Source organism: Microbacterium sp. ZW3a (assembly GCF_057167165.1).
In genome coordinates this window covers 2,123,856-2,147,813 of sequence record NZ_CM169903.1, presented here as the reverse complement: position 1 = coordinate 2,147,813, position 23,958 = coordinate 2,123,856, and the positions used below count along the sequence as shown (strand labels likewise).

The following is a 23,958-nucleotide window of genomic DNA, read 5'->3' as shown; positions in this document are numbered from 1 at the left end:
GTCACTTGGGGCGCGCGACCGCCCGCCGCCTCAGAACGCGCCGGTCGTGATCCCCGCTGATCCGTACGGGGGAGTCACGAGGACGTTATTGCCGCCCGGCTCCCACGCATCCGCCGTGTTCGGGAAGCCGACTTCTTGCCGCTTGATGCACTTCCATTCGATCGTGGTCGAGGGCGGCAGCCCCTCGACGACGCCGGTCCACGTCGGATAGCCGCTGGGGGTCAGTTTGACCGCGCTGGCCGGCGACCAATTGCCCAGCTGAGGGATGCTGCCCACGACATAGACCGATTGGCCGAACGTGGTCGTCCCGTTCTCACAGGCGAACGTGGCCCACGAAGCTTCCTGACCGAGGGTGAACGAGAACGTCTTCGCACTCGTCACCGCGCTGCTGGCTGCTTTCGCCACGACGAGGCTGCCGCCGGCGTTGTACCAACCGCTGGCGGCCGCGTCGAAGGCGGCCTTGGTGGCGTGCTGGGTCAGTGCGGCGCCGCCGAGTGACACCGCCGACGCGTGACTTCCGTCGGTCACCAGCTCGACCACGGTGGGTCGCGCCGACGGCGCACCGGTGTAGCTGCCCGAGGAGGCGCCGACCGTCACCGATGCGGTGCTGCCGGAGGTCACCTGGCTGATCTGTGTCGTGCGCACAGCGCCACTCTCGTACGCCGTCGTGGCGCCATCGTCTTCGTACAGCGTGAAGTCGCTCGCGGTGTCGTCGGCGTACACGGTGGCGATGAGCTCGTTGTGAACGGTCGTGTCCGACCGCTTGCCCGTGATGTCTTTGGTCTCGGCATCGACGAACGCCTTCGGAATGATCGCTCCCGAACGCGCGTAGGCGGGAAGGGTGAACACGCCGTTTCGCCACAGGGGCACGTCTTCGATCCATTGACCGGTGCTGGAGATGCGCTCGTTCGTGTGCACGTCGACCCACTCACCGGCCGGCAGGTAGACGTCGCGTTGGCGCTCGCCCTCTCCGGCGACGATCGCGACGAGGAGGTCGCGGCCGAGCATCTTCTCGTGCCCCATCTCTCGCACGGTGTCGTCGTTCTGGTAGTAGTACACGAGCGGCGGAGCCAGCGGCTCCCCGTTCTGGCTGGCCCGGTGGGCGAGCGAGTAGTAGTAGGGCGCCAACTCGTACCGGCGCTGCAGGTTCTCGCGGTTGCTGGCCTCGTCGCCGATGGCATCCGGGCTCGTCTCGAGGCAGTTGCAGAGGTTCTCGGTGTGCGGGCGGAGGGGAGTGTCGAACCAGGCACTGTTCGCAAACCACTGCGTGTACAGCTCGTCTGGATCACTGTCGAGCATCTCGCGGCGGAAGCCCCCGACATCCGAGCCGTAATAGTCGATGCCCGACATCGACATGTGCATCTGCGTGTTCTGCTGCGAGGCCAACGCCTTCATCGTCGAACCGATGTCGGCCGACCACATTGCCGTGCCGTGACGTTGGATGCCGCCGGCTGCGGCGCGCGACAACAGGAACGGCCGGGCTTGCTCACTGTTGCGCTCGTAGCCGTCGGCGATGCTCTCGGCCCAGAGCAGGTTGTACGCGTTGTGGTAGTCGGCGTGCGCGTTCTTGCCGGGCAGCACGCCGCCGGTCCAGTCGTTCGCGTCGTACATCTCGGGCTCGCCGAGGTCGAGCCAGTGACCCGTCACACCCTCGTCGATCAGGTGCTGACGTTGGTCGTCGTGCCAGGCGGCTCCCGCCGCCGGCTGGGTCCAATCGATCATTCCGCCCTTGCCCCACCACGGGTTTCCGGTGAGATACACCGGTGCGCAGGTGGCGCAGCCCGACCTCACGAGGTAACCGTCGGCGGCCATGTCGGCGTGCTCGGGCAGGTTCTTGCCGATGTACGACTCCTCGATGGGAATGACGCCCACGCCGTCGGCCGAGAGTGAGGCGATCTTCGAGGCGGGGGAGGGGAACGTGCTGGTGTCCCAGTCGAGAGTTCCCATCCGGGTGTTGTCGGAGTTTGCGGCGACGCCGCCGAACCACTGCACGTCGAGCATCACGCCGTCGACGGGGAAGTCGGCTGACCGCAGGCCGGCGATCGTGTCATCGACCTCGGCCCAGCTGTCGTAGCCGAACTCCGACACCCACAGCCCGAACGCCTTCTTCGGCGGAACGGGCGGTGTGCCCGTGAGCTCCATGTAGTCCTGGCGCAGGTCGGGGAGGTCGGGGCCCGACATCACGTACCAGCGCACCTGGTCGCCCCAGGTGCGCATCGTCCACGGGTCTCCGGTGAGGTTCCACTCTTGCTTGTAGAGCTGGTCGACGAAGAGGCCGTAGTTGGCGTTGTCGTCACCGACGGCGAACAGGACGGGGATCTGCGTGTTGCCTACCGGGCCGTTTTCCGAGTCGTAGACCATCGCGTTCCCGTAGGTGCCGCCGGGCGTGCGCGTGCGGCCCACCCAGTCGCCGTCGGAACTGCCGCCCGTGAAGAACTGCTGGCCGAGGCCGTAGGCGTTCTCCATCGACGACTTCGTGATGTTCAGCCCCTTCCACGCCTGCCCGAGGTCGGCGGGGCACGACGTCTGCAGCACCAGCTCCGGTGTGCGGGTGATGTCGGTCGTGGTGACACAGAGCGTCGTCGGTGCCACCGACACCCGCAGATCGGAGGTCTCGATGACCGAACCGGTGAGCGAGTACACGTCGGGTCCGGCGTAGTCGGACTTGTCGACCTGCGGCGTCGTGAACACGGGGGATACCGTGCCCGGAGGGGTTCCGCCCCCGGCGAGCTCGAAATGCACGAGGTCGTCGTCGAGTACCTCGACCACGAGGTAGCTCGATCCGAGGGTGAACTGCGCCCGCTGGACGCCGAGGGGCGCCGCGGCTGCCGGTTCGATGTCGTAGGCACCCCCGACGGCGGTGAGGGCCGAGGCCGCCAGTGCGGCCGTGACGAGAACAGCGACGCGTCGTCGCAGAGGAACGGTGTGCATGGGAGTCAGTCCTTCGCGAGGTCAGCGTGCAAGCACGAGGCTGTCGAGGTTGATGCCGCCCGAGCTGCCACTGCCGTACTCGATGCGCACGGTATGGCGGCCCGGAGACAGCGAAGCGGGGAGGGATGCCGTCGCCCACTGATCCCACGACCCGCCGCTCGAGGGCAGAGAGAGCGTGCCGACGACCGTTCCATCGACGCGGACGGTGCGCACCGCCGCCGTGGATGCCCCGTTGCTGTAACGGAATCGGAGCTGGTGCGTGGCGCTCGCATCGGACCACACGTCGAACTGCACCGCATCACCGCTGGACGCGAAGCCGTCGACGAACCCGACTCCCGTGTAGCCGGGGTGATCGGTGTTCGTGCTGACCGCCGTCTGCGCGGCGAACTCCGCCTCGTAGGCTGCCTTGTCGACGCCGTTCACGACGATCGACCGCGTGGACGTGCTGGCGGCGACCTTTACGAAGGTGAGCTGCTGCGCGGCATCCCAGTACCATCCGGCGCCGGTCGCGGCCAGGGCGCTCACGGAGCCCGTCTCGGTGAGCGTCGACCCGGCCACCGTCACGGACGAGGGCTTCGTGCCCGACACCTGGTACGTCGCGGCGGTGGTCAGCGGCGGCGCGGAAACCGTCACCGTGCGTGCGACGCGGTCCGACGTGACCGAGATCGAGCGGTGCGCGTCGGCGGAATCCTCGAAGTAGTCGTAGCTGCTGGATGCCGCCGGGTACACGCGGAACGTGAGGTTGTCGTAGACATCGACATCGTTGCCAATGGCGCCGCCCAGCTCGTATGCGTCGTTCAGGTTGAGCGGAATCACCGCACCCGCCTTGGCGTAGACGGGGATGCCATCCGTGCCGGCGTAGTACTGCTTCACGCCCGCGCCCGTCGCACGCCCGCCGTTCCAGAAGTCGTACCACTCGCCGTCGGGCAGGTAGACGTCTTTCACGGTCTGACCCTGTGTGGTGATCGGGGCCACGAGCAGCTGCGAACCGAACATGTACTGCTGGTCGTAGCCGGCCGCGGCCGCGTCGCCCGGGAACGCGAGGCTCATCGCCCGCATCATCGGCACACCCGTCGTCGAGCTGTCGTCGGCCTCGGTGTAGAGGTAGGGGATGAGGTTCATGCGCACGTTGGCGAACTTCGCGAACGTCGGCACGACCGAGGTGTTGCCGGTGCGGGACTGGACGTTCCAGGGCGTCCGCGCCTCGGACGGGCTGGGGTCGGATTTCTCGGAGTGGTACTGCATGATCGGCGAGAACGCGGCCTGCGCGGTCGAGCGCAAGTAGAGCTCGGCCGTGGGGAACGAGCCGGTGAAGCCGGCGAGATCCCACGCCCAGAACGGCACGCCCGATTGCCCGGCGCTCTGCCCGGCACGCACTGCCTCCTGGAACGCTCCGAACGTCGAGGCCTGGTCGCCGGCCCAGAAGACCGACTGACTCTGACCGCCCGATGTACCGGCGCGGCTGAAGATCGTTCCGTCGCCACCAGTCTGCTGCTGGACGTAGTCGTTGTAAGCGCGGGTGTACTCGTTCGGGTAGGCGTTGTGCATCTCGTCGCCCCGGCGACCGTCGGCCACCTGCAGATCGCGTCCGAAGAGCGCCTCGCTGCCATCGGTCTTGAAGCCATCGACACCGAGGTCGAGCAGATACTGGCGCTTGCTCATCCACCAGTCGGTCGCGGCGGTGCTCGTGAAGTCGGGCACGGTGCTGTCACCGAACCACTGCCCGGTGGGGATGCGGTACGGCTGGCCGGCGGCATCCTTCACGAGGTAGCCCTGAGATTGCGCGTAGGCCTTGTCGTTGAGGTGCTGCTGCGGCGCCGTCGACGGGTTCGAGGTGAAGTTCTCCTTCAGTACCGGGATCTGCCAGAGGATGACCCGGATGTTCTGGTCGTGCGCATTCGCAATCATCTGCTCGGGATCGCTCCATGCGCCGCCCGCGGGGAAGGTGAGGTCGTCGTAGTCGAGCACGCCGGAGCCGGCGGTCGGGGTGTACTGCGCGTCCTTCCAGAGGTAGAAGGTCGCCTCGTCGCTCCACTGCTCGAGCACCAATGCGCTGTGCGGGATGCCGGAACTGTCGACCTGCGCGAGCCACGAGTCCACCTCGGCCTGCGTGTTCCACTCGTTCGCCGACCCCCACAACCCGAAGGCCCACTTGGGGGGCAGCAATGGCCGCCCGGTCTCGGCGGTGTAGTCGTCGAGCATGTCGGTCTGGGTGCCGGTGAAGAACTGGTACGTCAGCGTCGAGTCGAGGGCGCCGCCCGTGTCGACCGTGAAGCCGGCCATGTCGGTGCGGTACGTCGCGAGGTTGAAGATCGCGTACCGCGTGCTGGGCACGTGCACGCCGTAGCCGGCGGAGTTCGCGAAGTAGGGCACGGAGTAGTACGTGCGACGCGTGGCGCCCTGGTCCTGGTACTGGTTGTAGACGTAGTTGTGCACGTCGGTGCCACGGTGGTCGAGCCGGTCGTAGCGCTCGCCGAAGCCCTCGAACCGCTCGCCGGTCGGAGTCAGATAGTGATCTTCGATCTTGGTCACGGTCGTCGCACCGTCGCTGGCCCACCCGATATTGCGGAAGGTGGCGGGGTCGTACTGCCGGGTGATGAGCGTCGTTCCGTCGCCCTTGTACACCGAGAGTCGGTAGGGATTCTTGTCGATACGCAGCACGAGCTCGGACGTCGAGATCGTGAGCTGCGATGCGCCGTCCGTGACGGAATAGTCCGATATGCCGCTGAGGTCGAGACCCGCGCCGTTCGGAGCGATCTGCACGTCGAAGCCGTCGAGTCGCGGGAAGGCGAAGCGCACCTTCGGGGTGAAGTCCCCGGCGCTGTCGCCCGTCACGACGTCGACCGACGTGCCGTTGTCGATGAAGGACGACACGTTCGTCACCGTGCTCCACGACGTCGTGGCAAACGAGAACGGACCGGTGCTGCGCTGACCGGCGCCGTTCACGTCTGCGTTGACCGTGTACTCGACCACATCCCCGCGGGCGAATGTGCCGAGGTCGAGCTTCCAGTAGGTGTTGTTGCCCGAGTTGTAGTCGTACGCCGCGCCCTTCGGGGTCTGCGCGACACCATTCAGCGACCACGTGACCCAGACCGACTGGCCCGATGCGATGGGCCACGTCGTGGCGCGCACCGTGACGTTCTCGCCCGCCATCGGGTCGCGTGGCGCGCGCTCCGTCGGCTCTGTCGCATAGAGCTCGTCCGCGCCGTAGGGGTCGTGCCACACCCCGTCGAGTCCGGCGGCCTGGGCGGGAGTCGCGGACAACAGCGTGAGGATCAGCGCCGATGCGACGGCCGCGGCCACGCCGGCGAGGCGGCGGCGACCGGTCCGTTGTGCGCGTCCAGACGATCGGTCACTGCGTCTGCGGGGAGCGCGGACGAGCTCAGACATGGGAACCCCTTTGTTCAAGTCTGTATTTAGTGATGAATATGGCCCGAACGTCGTGAGGCGTCAAGCCCTGCTTTCCTTTCGATTGATGAGAAGATGCCGCGGGTGGTGTCTGGTTGACGTGGGGGTGCAACTCTCCTAGTCTTCATTCAGTCCTGAACAAAGGGGTTCTCTTGGCCCAGTCCACTGCACGCGCCGACGTCATGCGATCGGCCGTTCTCGCGCACATCGGCGCGAGCGGTCCGACGTCGCGCGCCGACCTTGCCCGCGAGCTCGGCGTCTCGCCCCCGCTGATCACGCAGCACACCCGACAGCTCATCGCGGATGGTCTGCTCGTCGAGCTCGAGCACAGCCCGTCCCAGGGCGGTCGTCCCGCACGGCTGCTCGGGCTCGTCGCCGACGCGGGCCGTGCCATCGGGGTGAAGATCGTCGCCGACCACATCACTGCGGTCGAGGTGGGCATCGACGGTGCCGTCGTGCGCTCGGCGACCGAGCCGTTCGACGCCGCCGCCGGTACCGCCATCACGCGCCTCAGCGACGTGCTCCGGGCCTTCATCGCCGGTGGGGGAGAAGCGCCCCTCCTCGGCATCGGGGTGGGGGTTCCCGGCAACGTCGACGAGCAGGCGGTCGGCACGGTCGACTCCACCCAGCTCGGGTGGCTGCGCGTGCCTCTCGGCGAGGCGCTGCGGCGAGAGCTCGATCTGCCCGTGCTCGTGGAGAACAACGTCAACGCCCTCGCGATTGCCGAGGCCTTGCACGGCCAGGCGCGCGGGCATGAGAACGTGCTGGTCATCACCATCGGTACCGGAGTCGGTGCGGGCCTGGTCAGCGACAGCCGTGTCCTTCGCGGGCGAAGCGGAGGCGCGGGCGAAATCGGGCACACCCCCGTCGAGGAAGACGGACCGCTCTGCCAGTGCGGCGGGCACGGCTGCCTCGAAGCACTCGTCGGTCAGAGCGCCCTCGTGGCTCAGGCGCGTGAGCGCGGCCTCATCTCGGCCGACGCCGGCATCGCGGTGCTGCGTGGGCTCGCCGACGCCGGCGACGACGGCGCGCAGCAGCTCTTCTCCCGCGCGGGCCACCTGCTCGGACGCGTGCTCGCCGGGGTGGTCAACCTCGTCGACCCCGAGATCGTCATCGTCTTGGGCGAGGGTGTCGAGGCCTGGAGCCACTGGTCGTTCGGGTTCGAACCCGCCTTCCGGGCGGGCCTCATTCCCCGCAACCGGGCCGTGCCCGTCGCGGTCGAGACCTGGCAGGACGACCGGTGGGCGCAGGGTGCGGCATCTCTCGTGCTCTCGACGCCGTTCGACGCGCAGGGGCGGTCGGGTGAGCAGGGACGCCTCGTGCGCGAGCGCCTGGCGGTCTCGCGCACGGTGGCGCCCGACACCGAGGCGGCGAAAGAATGACGCTGACCTACCGGCCCGTTCCCGCCACCGAGGGACGCGAGGCGATCGAGAACCCACCCGTGCGACGCCGGCAGAAGAAGGCGCGCTACGCGCTCACGGTGCTCGCGTTCCTCCTCCCGAGCGCCCTGCCACTCGCCTTCTTCACGATCTACCCGATGTTCGGTGCCCTCTGGACGAGCTTCCACAAGTGGAACCTGCTGGCGCCCATGCAATGGGTCGGTTTCGACAACTACGTCTCGCTCGCGCAAGACCCCACGACCCAGCGCGCGTTCCTCAACACCTTTTCGTATCTGGCCGGGTACCTCCCCCTGGTCTACGTCGGCGGACTCGCGCTCGCACTCGCGCTCAACGCGCGCATCGCCGGCAGGAACATCCTCCGAGGCGTCTACTTCCTGCCGGTCGTCACGAGCTGGATCGTCGTCGCCCTCGTCTGGCGTTGGCTGCTCAACCCCTCGGTCGGCATCGTCAACGCGGCCCTCGGCGTCTTCGGCATCGAAGGGCCGGGATGGTGGACAGATCCCGCCTGGGCCATGCCGTCGATCATCATCGCCTCGGCGTGGAAAGACCTCGGTTTCGTCATGATCATCCTGCTCGCCGGGCTCCAAGCGATCCCGCAGGAGATGTACGAGGCCGCAAAGGTCGACGGCGCCGGCGCGTGGCGGCGGTTGTTCAACGTCACCCTGCCGCTCCTGTCGCCCTCGACGTTCTTCGTCGTCGTCATCTCGCTCATCAATGGCTTCCAGGTCTTCGACCAGGTGTACGCGATGACCGGAGGGGGACCGGCGGGGGCGAGCACCGTCGTCGTGCAGCAGATCTTCGACCTGACCTTCCGCTACGGCGCCGCGGGCGAGGCATCCGCCCTCTCGTGGATGCTCTTCGTCCTCGTGCTCGGAGTGACCGTCGTGCAGATCATCGGCCAGCGGAGGTGGGTTACCTATGCGTGAAAAGACTCAGCGCATCGCGCTGACGATCGTGCTCGTCATCGGGGCGCTCATCATGTTCTTTCCGTTCCTATGGACGCTCACGACGTCGTTCTCCTCCGGCGCGGGCCTCACCGCGACGCCGCAACTCATCCCTGCGAACCCCTCGTTCGCGGCGTACCAGACGCTCTTCGCCGAGCTTCCGTTTGCCCGCATCATCGCGAACTCGCTCGGGCTCGCGGTCATCACCGCGCTGCTGCAGATCGTCACGAGCGCGCTCGCGGCCTACGCGTTCAGTCGACTGCCCTTCCGCGGACGCGGCGTCGTCTTCGCGCTCTACCTGGCGACGATGATGATCCCGATCCAGGTGCTGATCGTGCCGCTGTTCGTGCAGATGCGCGACCTCGGCCTCGTCGATACCTACCTGGGCGTCCTCCTGCCCAGCGTCGCCAGCGCCTTCGGAGTCTTCCTGCTGCGCCAGGCAATGAACGCCGTGCCGCGCGAACTCGACGAAGCGGCCACCCTGGACGGTGCCGGGCACTTCCGCATCTTCGGCACTGTGGTGCTGCCGCTCGTCGGCCCATCGATCGCGACGCTCGCGGTGTTCGCGTTCATGAACAGCTGGAACAGCTTCCTCTGGCCGCTCATCATTCTGAGATCCAGCGAGCTCCAGACCTTGCCGCTCGCGCTCGCCGGTCTGCAGGGCCAGTACACCACCGAGTGGGACGTGATGATGGCGGGTTCCGTCGTCAGCATCCTGCCGATGCTCGCCATCTACCTGTTCGCTCAGCGCTTCGTCATTCAGGGCGTCGCCTCGAGCGGCATCAAATGACCCGCACCTCACCCGCAATTCACCATCAAAGGAGATACCCCATGGCTCACACAGCCCGCCTGGTCGGAGTCGGCATCGTCGCCGTTGCCGGTCTGGCCCTCGCAGGATGCTCCGGCGGCGGAACGCCCGCCGGAGACGGACCCGTCACCATCACGTACACCAACTTCACCTCGAACGGAGGAAACGAGGAGAACCTGCAGAAGATCGTCGATGCCTTCGAGGCGGAGAACGACAACATCACCGTCGAGGTGACGACGCTGCCGTATGCCGACTACTTCACGGCGCTACAGACCGACGTCGCGGGTGGAACGGCCTCAGACGTGTTCGACATCGAGTTCGCCAACTATGCCGCGTATCAGCAGAGCGGCGTGCTCGCGCCGATCGAGGGCGTCGACACCAGCGTCTATCAGTCGACCCTCGCCGACGCCTACGCGACCGACGGAACCCAGTACGCCCTGCCCAGCTCGTTCTCGAACGTGGTGCTCTTCTACAACGCCGACCTGTTCGACGCCGCGGGCATCGAGTACCCGACGTCGGAGTGGACCTGGGAAGACGAGCAAGCGGCCGCGGCGAAGCTGACGGATGCAGCAGCCGGCGTCTGGGGCGACTACCAGCCGATCAGCTACAACGAGTTCTACAAGACCGTCGCGCAGGCCGGCGGCGAGTTCCTGAGCGCGGACGGATCTTCGGTGGAGTTCAACTCGCCAGAGGGTGTCGCTGCCGCGCAGTGGCTCATCGGCAAGAGCGGCACGACGATGCCGACGCCCGAGCAGGGAGCGGGCACGCCCGACTTCGACAGCACGCTGTTCACCGACGGCAAGCTCGCGATGTGGCACACCGGCATCTGGATGTTCGGCACCCTCGCCGACACCGCGTTCACCTGGGACGTCGCGGTCGAGCCGGGAGACACCCAGCACGCGAGTGCCCTGTTCTCCAACGGTGTCGCGATCTCGGCGGGCTCGAAGAACATCGAGGCGGCCACCGCGTTCGCCACGTTCCTCACGAGCTCGCAGACGACCGTAGACGTGCGGCTGGACGCGGGGTGGGAGCTTCCGCCCATCGCCGACCAGGCGGAGCTCGCGCCGTACCTCGAGAAGACGCCGCCGACGAACCGCCAGGCGGTGTTCGACTCGCTCGAAGAGGTCGCTCTCGCCCCGTCGATCGGGGAGGGCCAGGCTGAGATGCAGGACATCGTGACCGAGGAGCTGACCGAGGCGGCAGCCGGTCGCAAGACCGTCGAGCAGGCGCTGTCCGACGCCGAGAAACGCGTCGCGCCGCTCCTCGGCTGAGCCATCGCGTGGGTCCCGGTCCCGGGGGCCGGGACCCACGCGGGGCGCTGGAACAGGCTCAGCGACCTGCACTTCCCTTCCGCATTCGCTTCTTACAGGAACGACACATGACCACCACACCTCGCGTCGACCTCGACGCGCTTCTCGACCGTTCCCGCGCCGTGATCACGACGTTGCAGCAGCCCAACGGTGCCTACCCGGCCTCACCGACGTTCTCGGCGTACCGCGGGTATTGCTGGCTGCGCGATGGGGCGTTCATCGCCGACGGTGCGTCAGCGGCCGGCGAGGTCGCGTCGGCGTCGGCCTTCTTCGACTGGTGCGCGATGGTCGTCGAGCGTCACGGTTCGCGCATCGACGAGATCGTCGCCGCTGCCGCCGCGGGCGCTCCGCTGTCCGACGATCAGATGCTGCCGGCCCGCTTCACTTTCGACGGGTCGCTCGGTGACGACGACTGGTGGGACTTCCAGCTGGACGGCTACGGCACGTGGCTGTGGGCGGCTGCGGAGCACGCGCACCGCCACAGCGTCGATGTCAGCCGATGGTCGAACGCCGCTGCACTCACCGTGGACTACCTGCTGAGTTCGTGGCAGCGCCCCTGTTTCGACTGGTGGGAGGAGCACAGCGAGCAGGTGCACGTGTCAACTCTCGGATGCGTCGCGGCCGGCCTGGTCGCCGCCGCCGACTCGGGACTCGTCTCGGGCGAACGGGCGCTGCGGGCGCGAGATGGCGCGGAACGCGTGCGCGCCCGGATCCAGGAGTCGGGTGTCGTCGGCGGGCACCTCGTGAAGTGGTTCGGTTCGACGGCCGTCGATGCGAGCCTCAGCGCGCTCATCGCGCCGCTCGGCGTGATCGACGCGCGCTCCGAGCTGGGGGCAGCGACGCTGCGCGCGGTCTCGGCAGATCTCGAGGTCGACGGGGGAGTGCACCGTTTTCTGGCCGACACGTTCTACGGCGGCGGTCGGTGGCCGTTGCTGTCGTGCTTCCTGGGGCTCGCCTACGCCGCATCCGGTGACCGCGAATCGGCGCGGAGGCTGCTCGACTGGGCGGCCTCGACCGCGACCGACGAGGGGATGCTCCCCGAACAGGTCGCGGGGCATCTTCTGTCTCCGGGACACCAGCAGGAGTGGATCGACCGGTGGGGGCCGGTCGCGAGTCCCCTGCTGTGGAGCCATGCCATGGTGCTGCGTCTCGCCGCCGAGCTGGGCACGAACCGCGGCGAGGTGGCCGCATGATCCGGCACCGTCCGTCGGGTTCGGGGCACCCGTACTCCGATGACACCGAGCAGCGCTCGCCCGTGCAGCCGGTGGCCGGGGAGCCGTTGCGGATCGGCGCACGCACGTCCGCCGACGTGGATGCCGTCACGCTCGAACTGCGCATCGAGGGTGGCGCCGTGCGGGAGATGCCGCTCGCCCGCGTGGCACGGTCGTCGCGCGGGCAGGCCGTCGACGGCGGGCACCTCGCGTCGGCGCAGGCGCGCACCGCCCGATCGGCGGGTGGCTGGGAGGTCACCTTCGACAGCCCCGAGCCCGGCAGTGCGATCGAGTACCGACTCGTCGCGCTCACGGCAGGCCGTCCGCAGGCGACCCGGTGGTTCCGAACCCGCGCGGCGGGGTGGAGGCCTGCGCCGAACGGTGAGCTGGTGGTCGACGGTTCTGTGGTCGAGGTCGATCCCGCGAGCGTCGCCGTGCTCGACGACGGCGAGCGCATCCACCGCATCCGCTTCTCCCTGCCGCTGCGGACCGGTGAGCACGTCACCGGTTTCGGAGAACGCTACGACGCACTCGACCACCGCGGCGAGATGCTCGACTCGGTCGTGTTCGAGCAGTACAAGAGCCAGGGCGAGCATCGTCGCACCTATCTCCCCATGCCGTTCGCACACGTCGTCGGCGGCGCAGGGTGGGGTTTCCACGTGCGCACCTCGCGACGCGTGTGGTTCGACGTCGGGCGCTCGCGCGACGATCGGCTGGCCGTGGAGGCCGAGGTCGATGCCGCCGCGGGGGAGCGCGGCATCCTGAGCCTCGGACTCTATGCCGGTCCTCCGACCGCGGTGCTCGATGCCTTCGTCGCGGAGACCGGGCGTCCCGAGGCCCTGCCGGAGTGGGTGTTCGGTCTGTGGGCGAGTGGCAACGAGTGGAATACCCAGGCCGAGGTCGAGCGTCAGATGGCGCTGCACCGGGAGCACCGTATCCCCGTGCGCAACGTCGTCATCGAGGCCTGGAGCGACGAGAAGACCTTCACCATCTTCCGTGACGCGGAGTACACCGTGCGAGAAGACGGCGCCCCGATGCGGTTGGGCGACTTCACCTTCCCCGCCGACGGTGCCTGGCCTGACCCGAAGGGGATGGTCGACGACCTGCACGCGCACGACGTTCGCGTGCACCTGTGGCAGATCCCGCTCATGAAGCTGCGTCCGCACCCGACCGGGCAGGCCGCCGCCGACGCTCGCGCGGCGATCGAGGCCGGGGTGCTCATCCGCGAGACCGCCCCGGGCGGCGAACTGCGACCGTACCGCAACCGCGGCTGGTGGTTCCCGCTGTCGCTCATGCCGGATCTCACCGACGAGCGCGCGGCTCGATGGTGGACCGAGAAGCGGCGCTACCTCGTGGAGGAGGTGGGCATCGACGGCTTCAAGACCGACGGCGGAGAGCACGCCTGGGGAGAAGACCTCGTCTACCTCGATGGATCACGCGGCGCCGAGTCGAACAACCGCTTCCCCGCCGCGTACGCGGCCGCCTATGGCAGGCTGCTCACCTCGGCAGGGAGGGCGCCGGTGACATTCAGCCGCGCGGGCTTCACGGGCTCTGGGGCGTACGGCGCGTACTGGGCCGGCGACGAGAACTCGACGTGGGATGCCTTCCGCTGGTCGATGCTCGCGGGACTCTCGGCGAGTTCGTGCGGAATCGTCTACTGGGGGTGGGACGTCGCGGGATTTTCGGGACCGGTCCCCGACCCCGAACTGTACGTGCGTGCGATGGCGGCGAGCGTGTTCGTGCCGATCATGCAGTACCACTCCGAGTTCAACCACCACCGGCTGCCCTCGAACGATCGCACGCCGTGGAACATCGCGGAGCGCTTCGACGATCCGTCGGTGATCGATGACGTGCGTGCGCTCGTCGAGCTGCGCGAGCGACTCGTTCCCTACCTCGCGGCCTCCGCCGAGCGGGCGGTTGCCGCCTCCGTTCCTCTCATGCGCCCGCTCTACTTCGACCACCCGCTCGACGAGCACGTCTGGGACAAGCCGGTGCAATGGATGCTGGGCGACGCGCTGCTCGTTGCGCCCGTGCTCGAGCCCGGGGCAGCCTCGTGGCCGGTGTACCTGCCGGCCGGCGAGTGGATCGAGGCCCGCACCGGTGCCCTATTCGACGGCGGCCGGGTGGTCGATGTCGACGTCGCGGAGCGCGCCAGCGTGCCGGTGTTCGTTGCCTCCCCGCAGTGGGAAGGGATGCGCGCGCTGTTCGCGTGACCGGCGGGGCGTCCGACGTAGCTGAGGGAGCGCGCCCGACCTCGGCTTCGGCGGGAGCCGCTCGTCGTCTCGCGTCAGGCGGGTGCCTTCGCGGTCGGGGAGAGGTTCTCGCTCGCCCACGCGCCGAGCTGATCCAGGAGGGGCAGGAGTCGGCGTCCGGCATCTGTCAGCTCGTACGACACCGACACGGGCGGGCCGGCGTCCACGGTGCGGACCGCGAGCCCGGCGCCGGCGAGTTCGGCCAGGCGATCGGAGAGCACGGCGTCGCTGATGCCGGTCACCGCCCGTCGGAGGCCGACGAACGTCGTCGCGCCGGCGCCGAGAGACGACAGGATCATGCCGTTCCAACGTTTGCCGAGCACCGAGAAGGCGAGCGTGACCGCGGCGTCGCAGGCACCGTGCTCGGCATCCGGGGTGATCTCGGCCATGACTCCATCGTACGCGTGCTACAGTCCCGCTAGTCGCTCATATTTACAGAGTGGCTTTCCTTTCACGATTGGAGCGCCATGTCCCTGTTCCGCCTGGATGCCAGCATCCTGCCCGCCTCGAGCGCGAGCCGGTCGCTCGCCGATCTCGTCGAGCAGGAGTGGGTCGCGGCCCACCCCGATTCCCCCGTCACGCGGCGCGATCTGGCTGTTGAGCCGGTGCCGGCGACCGCGTGGGCGGATGCCGTCACGGCGAACTTCGTGGGGGAGGGCGAGCGTACCGACCGTCAGCGCGAGGCCCAGGCGCTCGCGAAGACGTTCGCCGACGAACTCACCGCTGCCGACGCGCTGCTGTTCGCCGTTCCGCTGTACAACTACGGCGTTTCGCAGCACTTCAAGGCGTGGTTCGACCTGGCCTACACCGACTCCCGCATCGACCCGCAGGGCACGGCGCTGCGCGGAAAGCCCGCGACGCTCGTCACGGTGCTCGGCGGCAACTACGCGCCCGGGACGCCGAAGGAGGGCTGGGACCACTCGACCGGGTGGCTGCGCCGGGTGCTGCAGGACGTCTGGGGCCTCGACCTCCGTATCGTCGAGCGCCCGTTCACGCTGGTCGGGGTGAACCCGGCGCTGGATGCCTTCACCGACGACGCCGCCGCGCTCAAGCTCAAGGCCGAGGGCGAGGCCGTCACCTATGGCCGCGAGATCGCCGCGGCCAGGGGCAGCTCGGCGCTCTGACGCCGACGAGAGACCCGGCGCGGAGGGCAACACCACCGCGCCGGGTCGTCCGATAAGCGGTTCAGGGAGTCCGGCCGCGTGCGCGGTTCCGAATGAAGCCGAAGACGAGGGTGCCGAGGAACAGCACGATTCCGATGATGGCGAGCCACAGCAGGCCCTCGAAAGCGAACCCCACGATCGAAAGAACGGCCCACGCGACGAGCAGGATGATGAGAACGGTCCACATGGTGGGGACGGTACGCGTAAAATGGAGAACTCGATGGTCTCTTGACGCGCCGCGTTTCATCTGAGTTCTTCGCGGCTCTTCGTCGGTTGATTCTCGGGCGGATTTTCCGTTTCGATGAGTGCTTCGGCGGAGCGGGACCATGACACGATTCTGGGAAGAGCTCGCGCACGTTCTGTGGGGAAGATCGAGCGCCCACCCTGACGTGCCCGATGCGCGGCACCTCCCCACTCGCAGTGTGGCCGTGCGCGGAACGCAATATCTCGTGCACGATCGGGAACGGCGCGATCCGCACGACCGTCTCTACGTGCTGCGCCTCCCTCGCTCCCGGCGCGATCACAGCCCCATCGGGGTGTACTCCGACGGTCGGTCACTGGGGCGACTGTCCGCGGAGGTCTCCTCCGCCCTCGAACCGTCGCTCGAGAAGCTGGGCGGTGCGGTGCTGGTGAACGGATCGGGCGTGAAAGACGACGGCATCCGTCTGTGGGTGGATGTTCCGCTCGCCCCGGCTCTCGCTGAGTTCGCCGAGTCCTGGACGTCCGCGTCTGCCTCATCTGGCCGCGCGGACCACTGACGGCCCGACCTCAGTAGCGGATCGCGTCGATCACCTTCACCCGCACGGCGACGAGGGCGGGAAGAAGGCCCGCCAGCGCCCCCACGGCCGTGGCGGCGACGAGGCCGGTGATCGCGGCATCCACGGGGAACGGGGGAAAGTCACTGACCATGCCTTGACCGATGAGATCGCGGAGCCACGGCGACTGGACGATGAGAATGGATGCCATCACCCCGGCGGCTCCCGCGACGACCGTCGCCACGACGCTCTCCATCATCACGGCGAAGAAGACCCGACCGGCGGTGGCGCCGAAGCTCCGGCGGATACCGATCTCGCGCACGCGCTGCTTCACCGTGACCAGGGCGATATTCACCAGGCCCAGGGCGCCGAGGAGGAGGACGAGCACCGCGATGCCGATGACCACCATCTTCGTCACCAAGAACGGGTCGTCGCCGTAGGCCGCCCAGTCCTGTCGGCTGACGTTGACCTCGGTACCCTCCCCGAGAGAGGCCGACAGGTCTCGTGTCACCAGCGTCGTCAGCTGCTCGGCGAGCTCGGGCGGCACCCACATCTCGTACTGCGACGGCGGTGCGCCGCCGTACGGAGAGTCCTGCGCCGCTGCCGAGCCGCGGCGGCCCTCGGCGGCCTGTTCGACCGCACGCGCCTGGTCGGCGAGCATGAACATCGTGGGCTCCGTCTCCCACGTCGACGCCGGAGTGACCCCCACCACGACCGCCGTGATGCCGCCCGGGGGGATGCCCGACGCCGCACCGGGAACGGCCTGTCCACCGAGCGCGACGACCGGGTGGGTGGAGAGCGCCGGGCGCCCCATCCGATCCCAGAAGACCTCGTTGACGATCAACCGCGGCGCCAGCTGTTCTGCATCTACGGGCAGAAACCACGCTCCCTCGAGCATCCGCACGCGGTGCATCTCACCGTAGGGCTGGTCGACCGCGTGGGTGGAAACCTGCACCGCGCCGCTGACGAAGGGCACCAGGTGCGTGGTCTGCTGGACGCGGGTGGCGTACGAGATGTCGTAGCGCTCGACCACCTCGGTCCAGGCGGCATCCATCTGCGACGGGTCGATGTCGCCGTCGGTGCGGAATGCCGAGACGCTGAGGCTCGCCGGGCGACCGCTCGAGCGTTCGCTCATCTCCTGATTCGCCTGCTGCACGATCGCGCCGAGGGCGACGACCGTCGTCAGTGAGCAGACGGCGACGGCCACTCCGATGAGCGAGAGGAGCACGCGGGTACGGTGGACCCGGACCTCTTGCCAGGCCTCCAGGAGAGAGCCGACGAAGCTCGTGACAGCCCGCATCAGCGCGTCTCCTCGACGACGGAATCGGCCTCGGGAGCGGGCCACTCCCGGGGCCCGGCTGTCGCGTCGAGCGCGGGTTCGGCAGGTGCCATCTCCCGCACCTCGCGGCGCGTGCGCGGCTCGTAGGCGGGATCGTTGACGGGCGTGAGGATGCCGCGCTCCAGGCGGAAGTGTCGACGCGCGCGCCGCGCGATCATCGGATCGTGGGTGATGACGACCTGCGCGGCACTCGTGCGGTCGGCGACCTCGTCGATGAGCTCCATCACGCTCTGGCCGGTGTCGAGGTCGAGTGCCCCGGTGGGTTCGTCGGCGAGGATCAGACGCGGACTGCGCACGAGCGACCGGGCGATCGCGACGCGCTGCTGTTCCCCGCCGGAGAGACGGTCGGGCATGCTGTGCAGACGGTGGCCGAGACCGACGAGATCGAGCATGTCGGCGGCGATCTTCTTGCGTCGCCAGAAAGTGCGGCCGCTGGCGTACAGCAACGGCATGGTGACGTTCTCGAGGGCGGTGCGGCCCTGCAGCAGGTTGAACTGCTGGAACACGAAGCCGATCGCCGAACCGCGAACACGGTCGCGCTGCGCCGCCGACAGTGCGCGCACCGGGCGACCGTCGAAGGAGATCTCGCCGCTGGTGGGCAGGTCGAGGAGACCGAGGAGGTTCAGAAGCGTCGACTTGCCGGAACCTGAGCGGCCCACGATCGAGACGTGGTCACCGGGATCGATCGTGATGTCGACGCCGGACAGGATCGTCAGCGCCGGCTGGTCGGGGGGAATGACCGTGCGAGTGACCTCGCGCAGCTCCAGCAGGCTCACGACTGCGGCGCCGGTTCGCAGAACATGGAGCCGTCGGGATAGGTGGTGCACCCGTCGCCCGTCCCGGCCATCGCCCCCGGGGCGAACTCGAGGATCTCCTCGCCCACGCTCAGCCCCTCGGTGATCTGCACCAGGGTTCCGTCAGTGAGGCCGAGCGCGACCGGACGCTCCTCGGTGGTGCCGTCGGGAGCGGACACCCACACCGTGCCGCTCTGCGCCGCTCCGCGTACCGCGGTCGTCGGAACCAGGAGCACGTCGTCAGCGCGCCCTCCGGCGATGGTCATCTCAGCGGCGAGCCCGGCGAAAACGGTCACGTCGCCCGGCACCGCGCACGTGGCCGTCGTCCCGGACCCCGCCGCACCGGCGCCAGCGCCGGACGCACCTCCCGTGGATGTGGAGTCGTCGGTGGTGCTCCCGGCCAGTGGCGTGGTGATCCGCAGCCCGGTGCAGGTAAACGCCGCGGGACCGCCGGTGATGGTGACGGTGGCGTCGCCGGGGCGATTCAGCAGGCGGTACTGCTGGGCGGGTTCGAGCGTCCCCGAGACGGAGAACGACGGCGGCGCCACCGTACCCGCCGTGGCACCGACGACCACGTCCTGACCGGCGATGACCGACAGGGAGCTGAGCGTTCCCGTGGCGGGGCTGGCGACGTCTTCGTAACGATAGATGGCCGGCTTGGGTTTCCCCTCGGCGTCGACGCTGTCGGCGGGGTCGCGCTCGATCGGCACCTTGACGTTGAAGACGATGTCGCCCTCGGTGACCGTCGCCCCCGGCGAGACGAAAATCTTGTTCACCGTGCCCGCGGCAGTCGACTTGACCGGCACCGCCGGATCGGCCGAGACGGTGGCCGTGATCACGACGTCGTTGGTGATGGAGCCCGAGGTCACGCTCACCCGCGGTTCCACGAGGGTGCCCGTGGGCTGTGCCGGATCGGCGTCGGATGGCTGATCGGGGAAGAATGCGACCTTGACCAGGGCCACGGCGATGACAGCGATGAGCAGAATGCGCAGGATCGGAAAGACCCACGTGCGTGCGATCCCCATGAAACCCCCCGGAGTGGTGACCGTCGACGTCGAACGGCAACCACCCTAGAGGATGCGCGAGACGCCGTCATGACGACGGCGCGCCGGGGAGGGGAGACCCGGGCGGCCTCTCGCCGGGTGAAGGCGCCGCACGCGCAGCGAGCGCGCGCCCGCGACAGTATGTTGCGCGCGCCCGAATGTCGACCCCCATACGTATGAACCTCGCGAGGCGTCCACTTGCCCGACATCGCAGATCCCGTACGTGGATGCACTAGACGCATCAGATTCTCTCGCCGGGTGATGGTCGCCGTCGCCCAGCGACGGTTCTCGCTGACCGCCGCGTGATCACTCTGCCCCTTCGCGAGAATCGACGTCCCGATGACGCCTGTACCTTTCCCCGCTCTTCTCCCTAATGTCGCCCTGGCTTTGCCCGCCGTGTGGCAGTCCGTTCAGAACGTGTATGCCGACGTCGCCGGATACTTCCCCCTCGCCATTGCCGGGGTGGTTGTCTGGGGGCTCTGGCTGTACCGCTTCATCCTGTCGCGCCGCGCACGGCCGATCGAGTCGGACTATCGCACGACGACCTCGGTGATCGTCCCGTCGTACCACGAGGATCCCGACATCCTGATGCGCTGTCTGGAGTCCTGGCGCGGACAGGGGCCGACGGAGATCATCATCGTCCTCGACGTCCAGGACGTCGAGGCCTACGGGCGGATCGTTGCGCTCGACGATGATCGCCTGCGTCCGATCCTCTTCCACCATGTGGGGAAGAGATCGGCCCTCGGTGCCGGCATCCGTCTCGCCGTCGGAGAGATCCTCGTGCTCACCGACTCCGACACGTGGTGGCGCCACGGGCTCCTCACTGCCGTGCAGAAGCCCTTCATCGACCCGCTGGTGGGCGGCGTGGGCACGCACCAGAACGTCTACCAGGCGCGGACCAGCGTGTGGCGTCGAATCGCGGACTGGATGGTCGATCTGCGCTACTACGACTACGTCCCTGCCATGGGGCGCGCGGGCGCCGTTCCCTGCCTATCAGGGCGCACCGCCGCGTACCGTCGTGACGCCGTACTGGCGGTGCTCGACCACCTGGAGAACGAGTTCTTCCTCGGCCGGCGCTGCATCGCCGGTGACGATGGCCGTTTGACCTGGCTCATTCTCGCCTCGGGCTACAAGACGGTGCACCAGTCCTCGGCGCGGGCATTGAGCATGTTCCCCGACACCTTCCGGGCCTTCGTCAAGCAGCGCGTGCGCTGGAGCCGCAACTCCTACCGCTGCTACCTGACCGCCATCAGCAAGGGGTGGCTCTGGCGGGTCCCCTTCGTGACCAAGATCACCGTGCTGCAGATTCTCCTGACCCCGGTGACCATGGGCCTGACGATGTTCTACCTCCTCTTCACCCGGCTCGACCTGTCGGTGATCGGGGTGCTCGCCGCGATCGGCTGGGTGCTTCTCGGCCGCGGCATCCGCGGTATCTCGCACCTGCGCCGCAACCCCTCCGACCTGCTGATCCTCCCGCTCTACGCCGTGGTGGTGATTCTCGTCGCCCTGCCCATCAAGGCCTTCTCGTTCGTGACCATGAACAAGCAGGGCTGGTTGACGCGACACGCGAACCAGATCGGCGGCGACGGGCAGACGGCGAAGACCCTCGAACCGGCGTCCGGTGTCGTCGAACCGCAGGTTCGCGTTCTCGAGCCGGTGGTGGCGTCGTGAGGGGCCGGACGGCAGTCATCCTGGTCGTGGTGGCCGCACTCGTCGGAGGCGGCGCGGCACTGACGGCCGCGCAGCTCGTCGACGGATCCGCGGAGCAAGAGGCCTACGGCCTCAACGAGATCGCCCGCAACGGCAACGTGCAGGGCGTGCTCTACCCGGGGGATGCGACGAGTGAGGCGCAGCTCGTGGAGGAAGAGAGCCAGCGCATCGTCTACGTGCGCAAGGTCGCGTCCGCCGCGTATTGGGCGCTGTCGGTCCACGAGCCCTACCGGTTCCAGACCGGCGATCGGTACACCCTGGTCCTCCCGGAACGATCCGACGCCTATACGCTCGACGACCTGCGCGCGCTGGCACCGGAATCCCTCATCCACAACCCTGACGGGTCCTACTTGCTCAAGGAAGACATCGCGATCATGCAGGGCGCCACCCTCGCCCTCGGCCCCGTCGATCTGCGCCTGGAGAGCTCCCCGGCCGGGTTCACCTCCATCATCGCCTTCGGTGGGCGGCTAGAAGCGACCGGGACCTCGGATGCCACGGCATCCATCACCAGCTGGAACAGTGCCGCGGGAACCCCCGACACCGACACCCGCGACGGCCGTGCCTACCTGCGGGTCATCGGCGGCACCGCAAACCTCACCCACGCCGCGCTGTCGTCGCTGGGCTTCTGGAGCGGGAGCACCGGCGGGTTCGCCGTGACCGGCAGCGATGGCATCGACGATCCCGCGCTCGCCGAAGCCATGCAACCCGGCGGAGACCTGCTGGCCGCGCCCTCGGGAGCTCCCGCCGTGGATGCTGCCGGCGCCGTCGATGACGTGGATGCCGCCGGCCCGACGCCCGCGGCTACGGGTCTCGCAACCGCGTCCATCACCGACTCGACGGTCAACGGGAACGCCTTCGGCATCTTCGTCTCTGGCGCGGAGAACGTGAGGATCACCCGCACGTCCGTCGCGGGGAGCCTCGTCGACGGCATCACCTTCCACCGCGCGGTGTCGTCGAGCATCGTGATGAACACGGAGTCGAGCGACAACGCGGTGGATGGCGTGACGATCGGTCGCTCGACCTCGGGCATCACGTTGCACGACGTCACGGCGTCGCGCAATGGTCGCAACGGGGTATCGATGGACGGACAGTCGTTGGCCGATGGGCCCAGCGCGTCGGGGACCACCGTGAAGAATTTCGGCGACAACGTCATCGACGAGAGCCGGATCGCCGACAACGGTCGGTACGGTGTCGAAGTCATGGGCGGAAGTGGCATCCGTGTCACCGAGACACGCTTCACCGGCAATCCCGACGGAGTGGTTCTCGACCGCGGCGCGTCGGACGTCCAGGTCGCCGGAAACGCCTTCGTCGATCAGACGGCGAAGTCCATCGCCATTCGCGAGTCGGTCACCGATGCCGTCATCGAGGGGAACACGATCACCGGATCGGAGACCGGTGTGAACGTGCGGAACGCGGACGCCGAGATCAGCGGGAATGTCGTGGTCGGAGCCTCCACCCACGCCGTCGTTCTCGTCGGTGACGTCGCCGGCACCACGGTCGCGGGCAATGACCTCGGCGGCGACGGAAGTACCGCGCTGCGCTCCGAGGGGTCCACCGGAGCGGTCCTGGGGGAGAACAACACCGACCAGTGGCATCCGGCGGCCACGGTGGGTTCCGTCCTGCGCTTCATCTTCCAGCCGCTCACGGTCATCTGGCTGGGTCTTGCCGTGCTGCTTCTGGTCACGGCGGTCACGAGGAAGGACCGCCAGTTCGGGACGATCCGTGACCCGTACGAGGAGCGCGTGCCGCTCACGTCGCTGAGTCGCGGCATCGTCACCCCCGAGCCGATGCCGGGCGGAGGCTCATGACGCGTCGCCGCATTCTGGTTGTCGCCATCGCGATCGCGGTGGTTGCGGTCACCGTGATCGCCGTTGCCGTGCTGACCCTCCGCGGTGCCCCTGACGCGGGCCCGCAGCCCTCACCCGACGTGAGCAGCTCCGCCCCGGAACCCCCGCCGAGCGGGTCGGGGGCCGGAGGTGCTGACTGCTCGGGCGCCACGGTGACCGTCGCCACGGCCCGGGAGCTGCAGGACGCGCTCGATGACGCGGAACCCGGAGTGTCGATCCTGCTCCAGCCGGGCACCTACCCCGGGAGCTTCACGGCGACGACGAGCGGGACGCCCGACGCTCCCATCCGCCTGTGCGGGAGCCCCGACGCCGTGCTCGACGGCGGCCGCGTGGATGGCGGGTATGTGCTCCATCTCGACCGCGTCGCCCACTGGCAGCTCGCCGGCTTCAGCATCCGCAATGGTCAGAAGGGGCTCATGGCCGACGGCGTCACCCAGACGACGATCGAAAACCTGACCGTGTCCCACATCGGCGACGAGGCGGTGCACCTGCGCGCGCACAGCACCGACAATCTGATCTCCGGCAATGTCATCCGCGACACGGGGAAGCGCCGGGCCCAGTTCGGTGAGGGCATCTATATCGGTACGGCGGAAAGCAACTGGTGTGACGTCACGGACTGTGAACCCGATCGCAGCGACCGCAACGCCGTCATCGGCAACACGATCTCGGGCACGACCGCCGAGAGCGTGGACGTCAAAGAAGGAACGACCGGGGGTCGCGTCGAGGACAATGTCTTCGACGGCGCACAGCTCGTTGAGGACGATGCGGACTCCTGGGTCGACATCAAGGGCAACGACTGGGTCATCCGCGGCAACACCGGCACGAACTCGCCCGGCGACGGCTACCAGACCCACGAGATCCTCGACGGCTGGGGGAGGGGCAACGTCTTCAGCGCGAACGTCGCGAACGTGAACGGCCCCGGGTGGGGCTACGCCGTGACGCGCCGCCTGGACAACGTCGTCGACTGCAGCAACGCGGCGTCGGGCGCCGGTGAGGGCGTCAGCAACGTCGAGTGTTCCCCGGCCGCTCCTTAGCCGGAGGCT

At 68.3% G+C, this 23,958-nt stretch carries 18 protein-coding genes; 11 read left to right on the top strand and 7 right to left on the bottom strand.

From position 1 onward, the window contains the following. Positions 1-30 precede the first annotated feature (30 nt). Positions 31-2,931: a TIM-barrel domain-containing protein gene (locus tag ACU6WY_RS10110; RefSeq protein ID WP_483819536.1), complete on the bottom strand. Its 2,901-nt coding sequence runs from the start codon at positions 2,929-2,931 to the stop codon at positions 31-33. Between the two features lie 21 nt (positions 2,932-2,952). Continuing rightward, the gene (locus tag ACU6WY_RS10105) at positions 2,953-6,321 is read right to left on the bottom strand and encodes a TIM-barrel domain-containing protein (RefSeq protein ID WP_483819535.1); all 3,369 of its coding nucleotides are present in this window, start codon (positions 6,319-6,321) and stop codon (positions 2,953-2,955) included. 170 nt (positions 6,322-6,491) lie between these two features. On the opposite strand from ACU6WY_RS10105, the gene ACU6WY_RS10100 reads away from it, so the two are divergent. From ACU6WY_RS10100 to ACU6WY_RS10075, 6 genes are all read left to right on the top strand, one after another. Continuing rightward, positions 6,492-7,721 (top strand): ROK family protein, encoded by a 1,230-nt coding sequence (locus tag ACU6WY_RS10100; RefSeq protein ID WP_483819534.1) that lies wholly within the window; start codon positions 6,492-6,494, stop codon positions 7,719-7,721. Beyond that, positions 7,718-8,665 carry a carbohydrate ABC transporter permease gene (locus ACU6WY_RS10095; protein WP_483819533.1) on the top strand — a complete coding sequence of 316 codons (948 nt, stop codon included), beginning with the start codon at positions 7,718-7,720 and terminating at the stop codon, positions 8,663-8,665. The genes ACU6WY_RS10100 and ACU6WY_RS10095 overlap by 4 nt, the downstream gene beginning before the upstream one ends. Continuing rightward, entirely contained in the window at positions 8,658-9,473 is an 816-nt protein-coding gene (locus ACU6WY_RS10090) for a carbohydrate ABC transporter permease (RefSeq protein WP_483819532.1), read from the top strand. Before ACU6WY_RS10095 ends, ACU6WY_RS10090 begins: the two co-directional genes overlap by 8 nt. A 41-nt stretch (positions 9,474-9,514) precedes the next feature. Beyond that, positions 9,515-10,762, top strand: a complete 1,248-nt coding sequence (locus ACU6WY_RS10085; protein WP_483819531.1) for an ABC transporter substrate-binding protein — start codon at positions 9,515-9,517, stop codon at positions 10,760-10,762. A 107-nt stretch (positions 10,763-10,869) separates the two neighbouring features. After that, on the top strand, positions 10,870-11,994 hold the full coding sequence (locus tag ACU6WY_RS10080; protein WP_483819530.1) for a glycoside hydrolase family 15 protein: 1,125 nt from the start codon (positions 10,870-10,872) through the stop codon (positions 11,992-11,994). Beyond that, positions 11,991-14,225 (top strand): glycoside hydrolase family 31 protein, encoded by a 2,235-nt coding sequence (locus tag ACU6WY_RS10075; protein ID WP_483819529.1) that lies wholly within the window; start codon positions 11,991-11,993, stop codon positions 14,223-14,225. Before ACU6WY_RS10080 ends, ACU6WY_RS10075 begins: the two co-directional genes overlap by 4 nt. 74 nt (positions 14,226-14,299) lie before the next feature. Here the strand turns inward: ACU6WY_RS10075 and ACU6WY_RS10070 are convergent, their stop codons facing one another. Then, complete coding sequence (locus tag ACU6WY_RS10070) at positions 14,300-14,653, bottom strand: winged helix-turn-helix transcriptional regulator (RefSeq protein ID WP_483819528.1); 354 nt, start codon at positions 14,651-14,653, stop codon at positions 14,300-14,302. Between the two features lie 78 nt (positions 14,654-14,731). Between ACU6WY_RS10070 and ACU6WY_RS10065 the strand changes: the two genes are divergently transcribed. Continuing rightward, positions 14,732-15,388: an FMN-dependent NADH-azoreductase gene (locus ACU6WY_RS10065; protein WP_483819527.1), complete on the top strand. Its 657-nt coding sequence runs from the start codon at positions 14,732-14,734 to the stop codon at positions 15,386-15,388. Positions 15,389-15,449: 61 nt separating this feature from the next. On the opposite strand, the gene ACU6WY_RS10060 is transcribed toward ACU6WY_RS10065, so the two are convergent. Continuing rightward, entirely contained in the window at positions 15,450-15,614 is a 165-nt protein-coding gene (locus ACU6WY_RS10060) for a hypothetical protein (protein WP_483819526.1), read from the bottom strand. Positions 15,615-15,753: 139 nt separating this feature from the next. Between ACU6WY_RS10060 and ACU6WY_RS10055 the strand changes: the two genes are divergently transcribed. Continuing rightward, the gene (locus ACU6WY_RS10055) at positions 15,754-16,185 is read left to right on the top strand and encodes a hypothetical protein (RefSeq protein WP_483819525.1); all 432 of its coding nucleotides are present in this window, start codon (positions 15,754-15,756) and stop codon (positions 16,183-16,185) included. A gap of 10 nt (positions 16,186-16,195) precedes the next feature. Here ACU6WY_RS10055 and ACU6WY_RS10050 read toward each other — a convergent pair whose 3' ends face one another. From ACU6WY_RS10050 to ACU6WY_RS10040, 3 genes are read right to left on the bottom strand one after another with little or no spacing between them, the layout of a single operon-like run. Next, complete coding sequence (locus tag ACU6WY_RS10050; RefSeq protein ID WP_483819524.1) at positions 16,196-17,482, bottom strand: ABC transporter permease; 1,287 nt, start codon at positions 17,480-17,482, stop codon at positions 16,196-16,198. Further along, positions 17,482-18,297: an ABC transporter ATP-binding protein gene (locus tag ACU6WY_RS10045; protein ID WP_483819523.1), complete on the bottom strand. Its 816-nt coding sequence runs from the start codon at positions 18,295-18,297 to the stop codon at positions 17,482-17,484. Before ACU6WY_RS10045 ends, ACU6WY_RS10050 begins: the two co-directional genes overlap by 1 nt. Next, positions 18,294-19,340: a permuted SH3 domain-containing protein gene (locus ACU6WY_RS10040; RefSeq protein WP_483819522.1), complete on the bottom strand. Its 1,047-nt coding sequence runs from the start codon at positions 19,338-19,340 to the stop codon at positions 18,294-18,296. The genes ACU6WY_RS10045 and ACU6WY_RS10040 overlap by 4 nt, the downstream gene beginning before the upstream one ends. Before the next feature lie 357 nt (positions 19,341-19,697). Here ACU6WY_RS10040 and ACU6WY_RS10035 point away from each other — a divergent pair, with 357 nt between their 5' ends. From ACU6WY_RS10035 to ACU6WY_RS10025, 3 genes are read left to right on the top strand one after another with little or no spacing between them, the layout of a single operon-like run. Continuing rightward, a complete protein-coding gene (locus tag ACU6WY_RS10035; RefSeq protein ID WP_483819521.1) occupies positions 19,698-21,029 on the top strand; it encodes a glycosyltransferase in 1,332 nt (443 codons plus the stop codon). Positions 21,030-21,058: 29 nt separating this feature from the next. Further along, positions 21,059-22,876 carry a right-handed parallel beta-helix repeat-containing protein gene (locus ACU6WY_RS10030; RefSeq protein WP_483819520.1) on the top strand — a complete coding sequence of 606 codons (1,818 nt, stop codon included), beginning with the start codon at positions 21,059-21,061 and terminating at the stop codon, positions 22,874-22,876. Then, complete coding sequence (locus tag ACU6WY_RS10025) at positions 22,873-23,949, top strand: right-handed parallel beta-helix repeat-containing protein (RefSeq protein ID WP_483819519.1); 1,077 nt, start codon at positions 22,873-22,875, stop codon at positions 23,947-23,949. Before ACU6WY_RS10030 ends, ACU6WY_RS10025 begins: the two co-directional genes overlap by 4 nt. Positions 23,950-23,958: the final 9 nt, after the last annotated feature.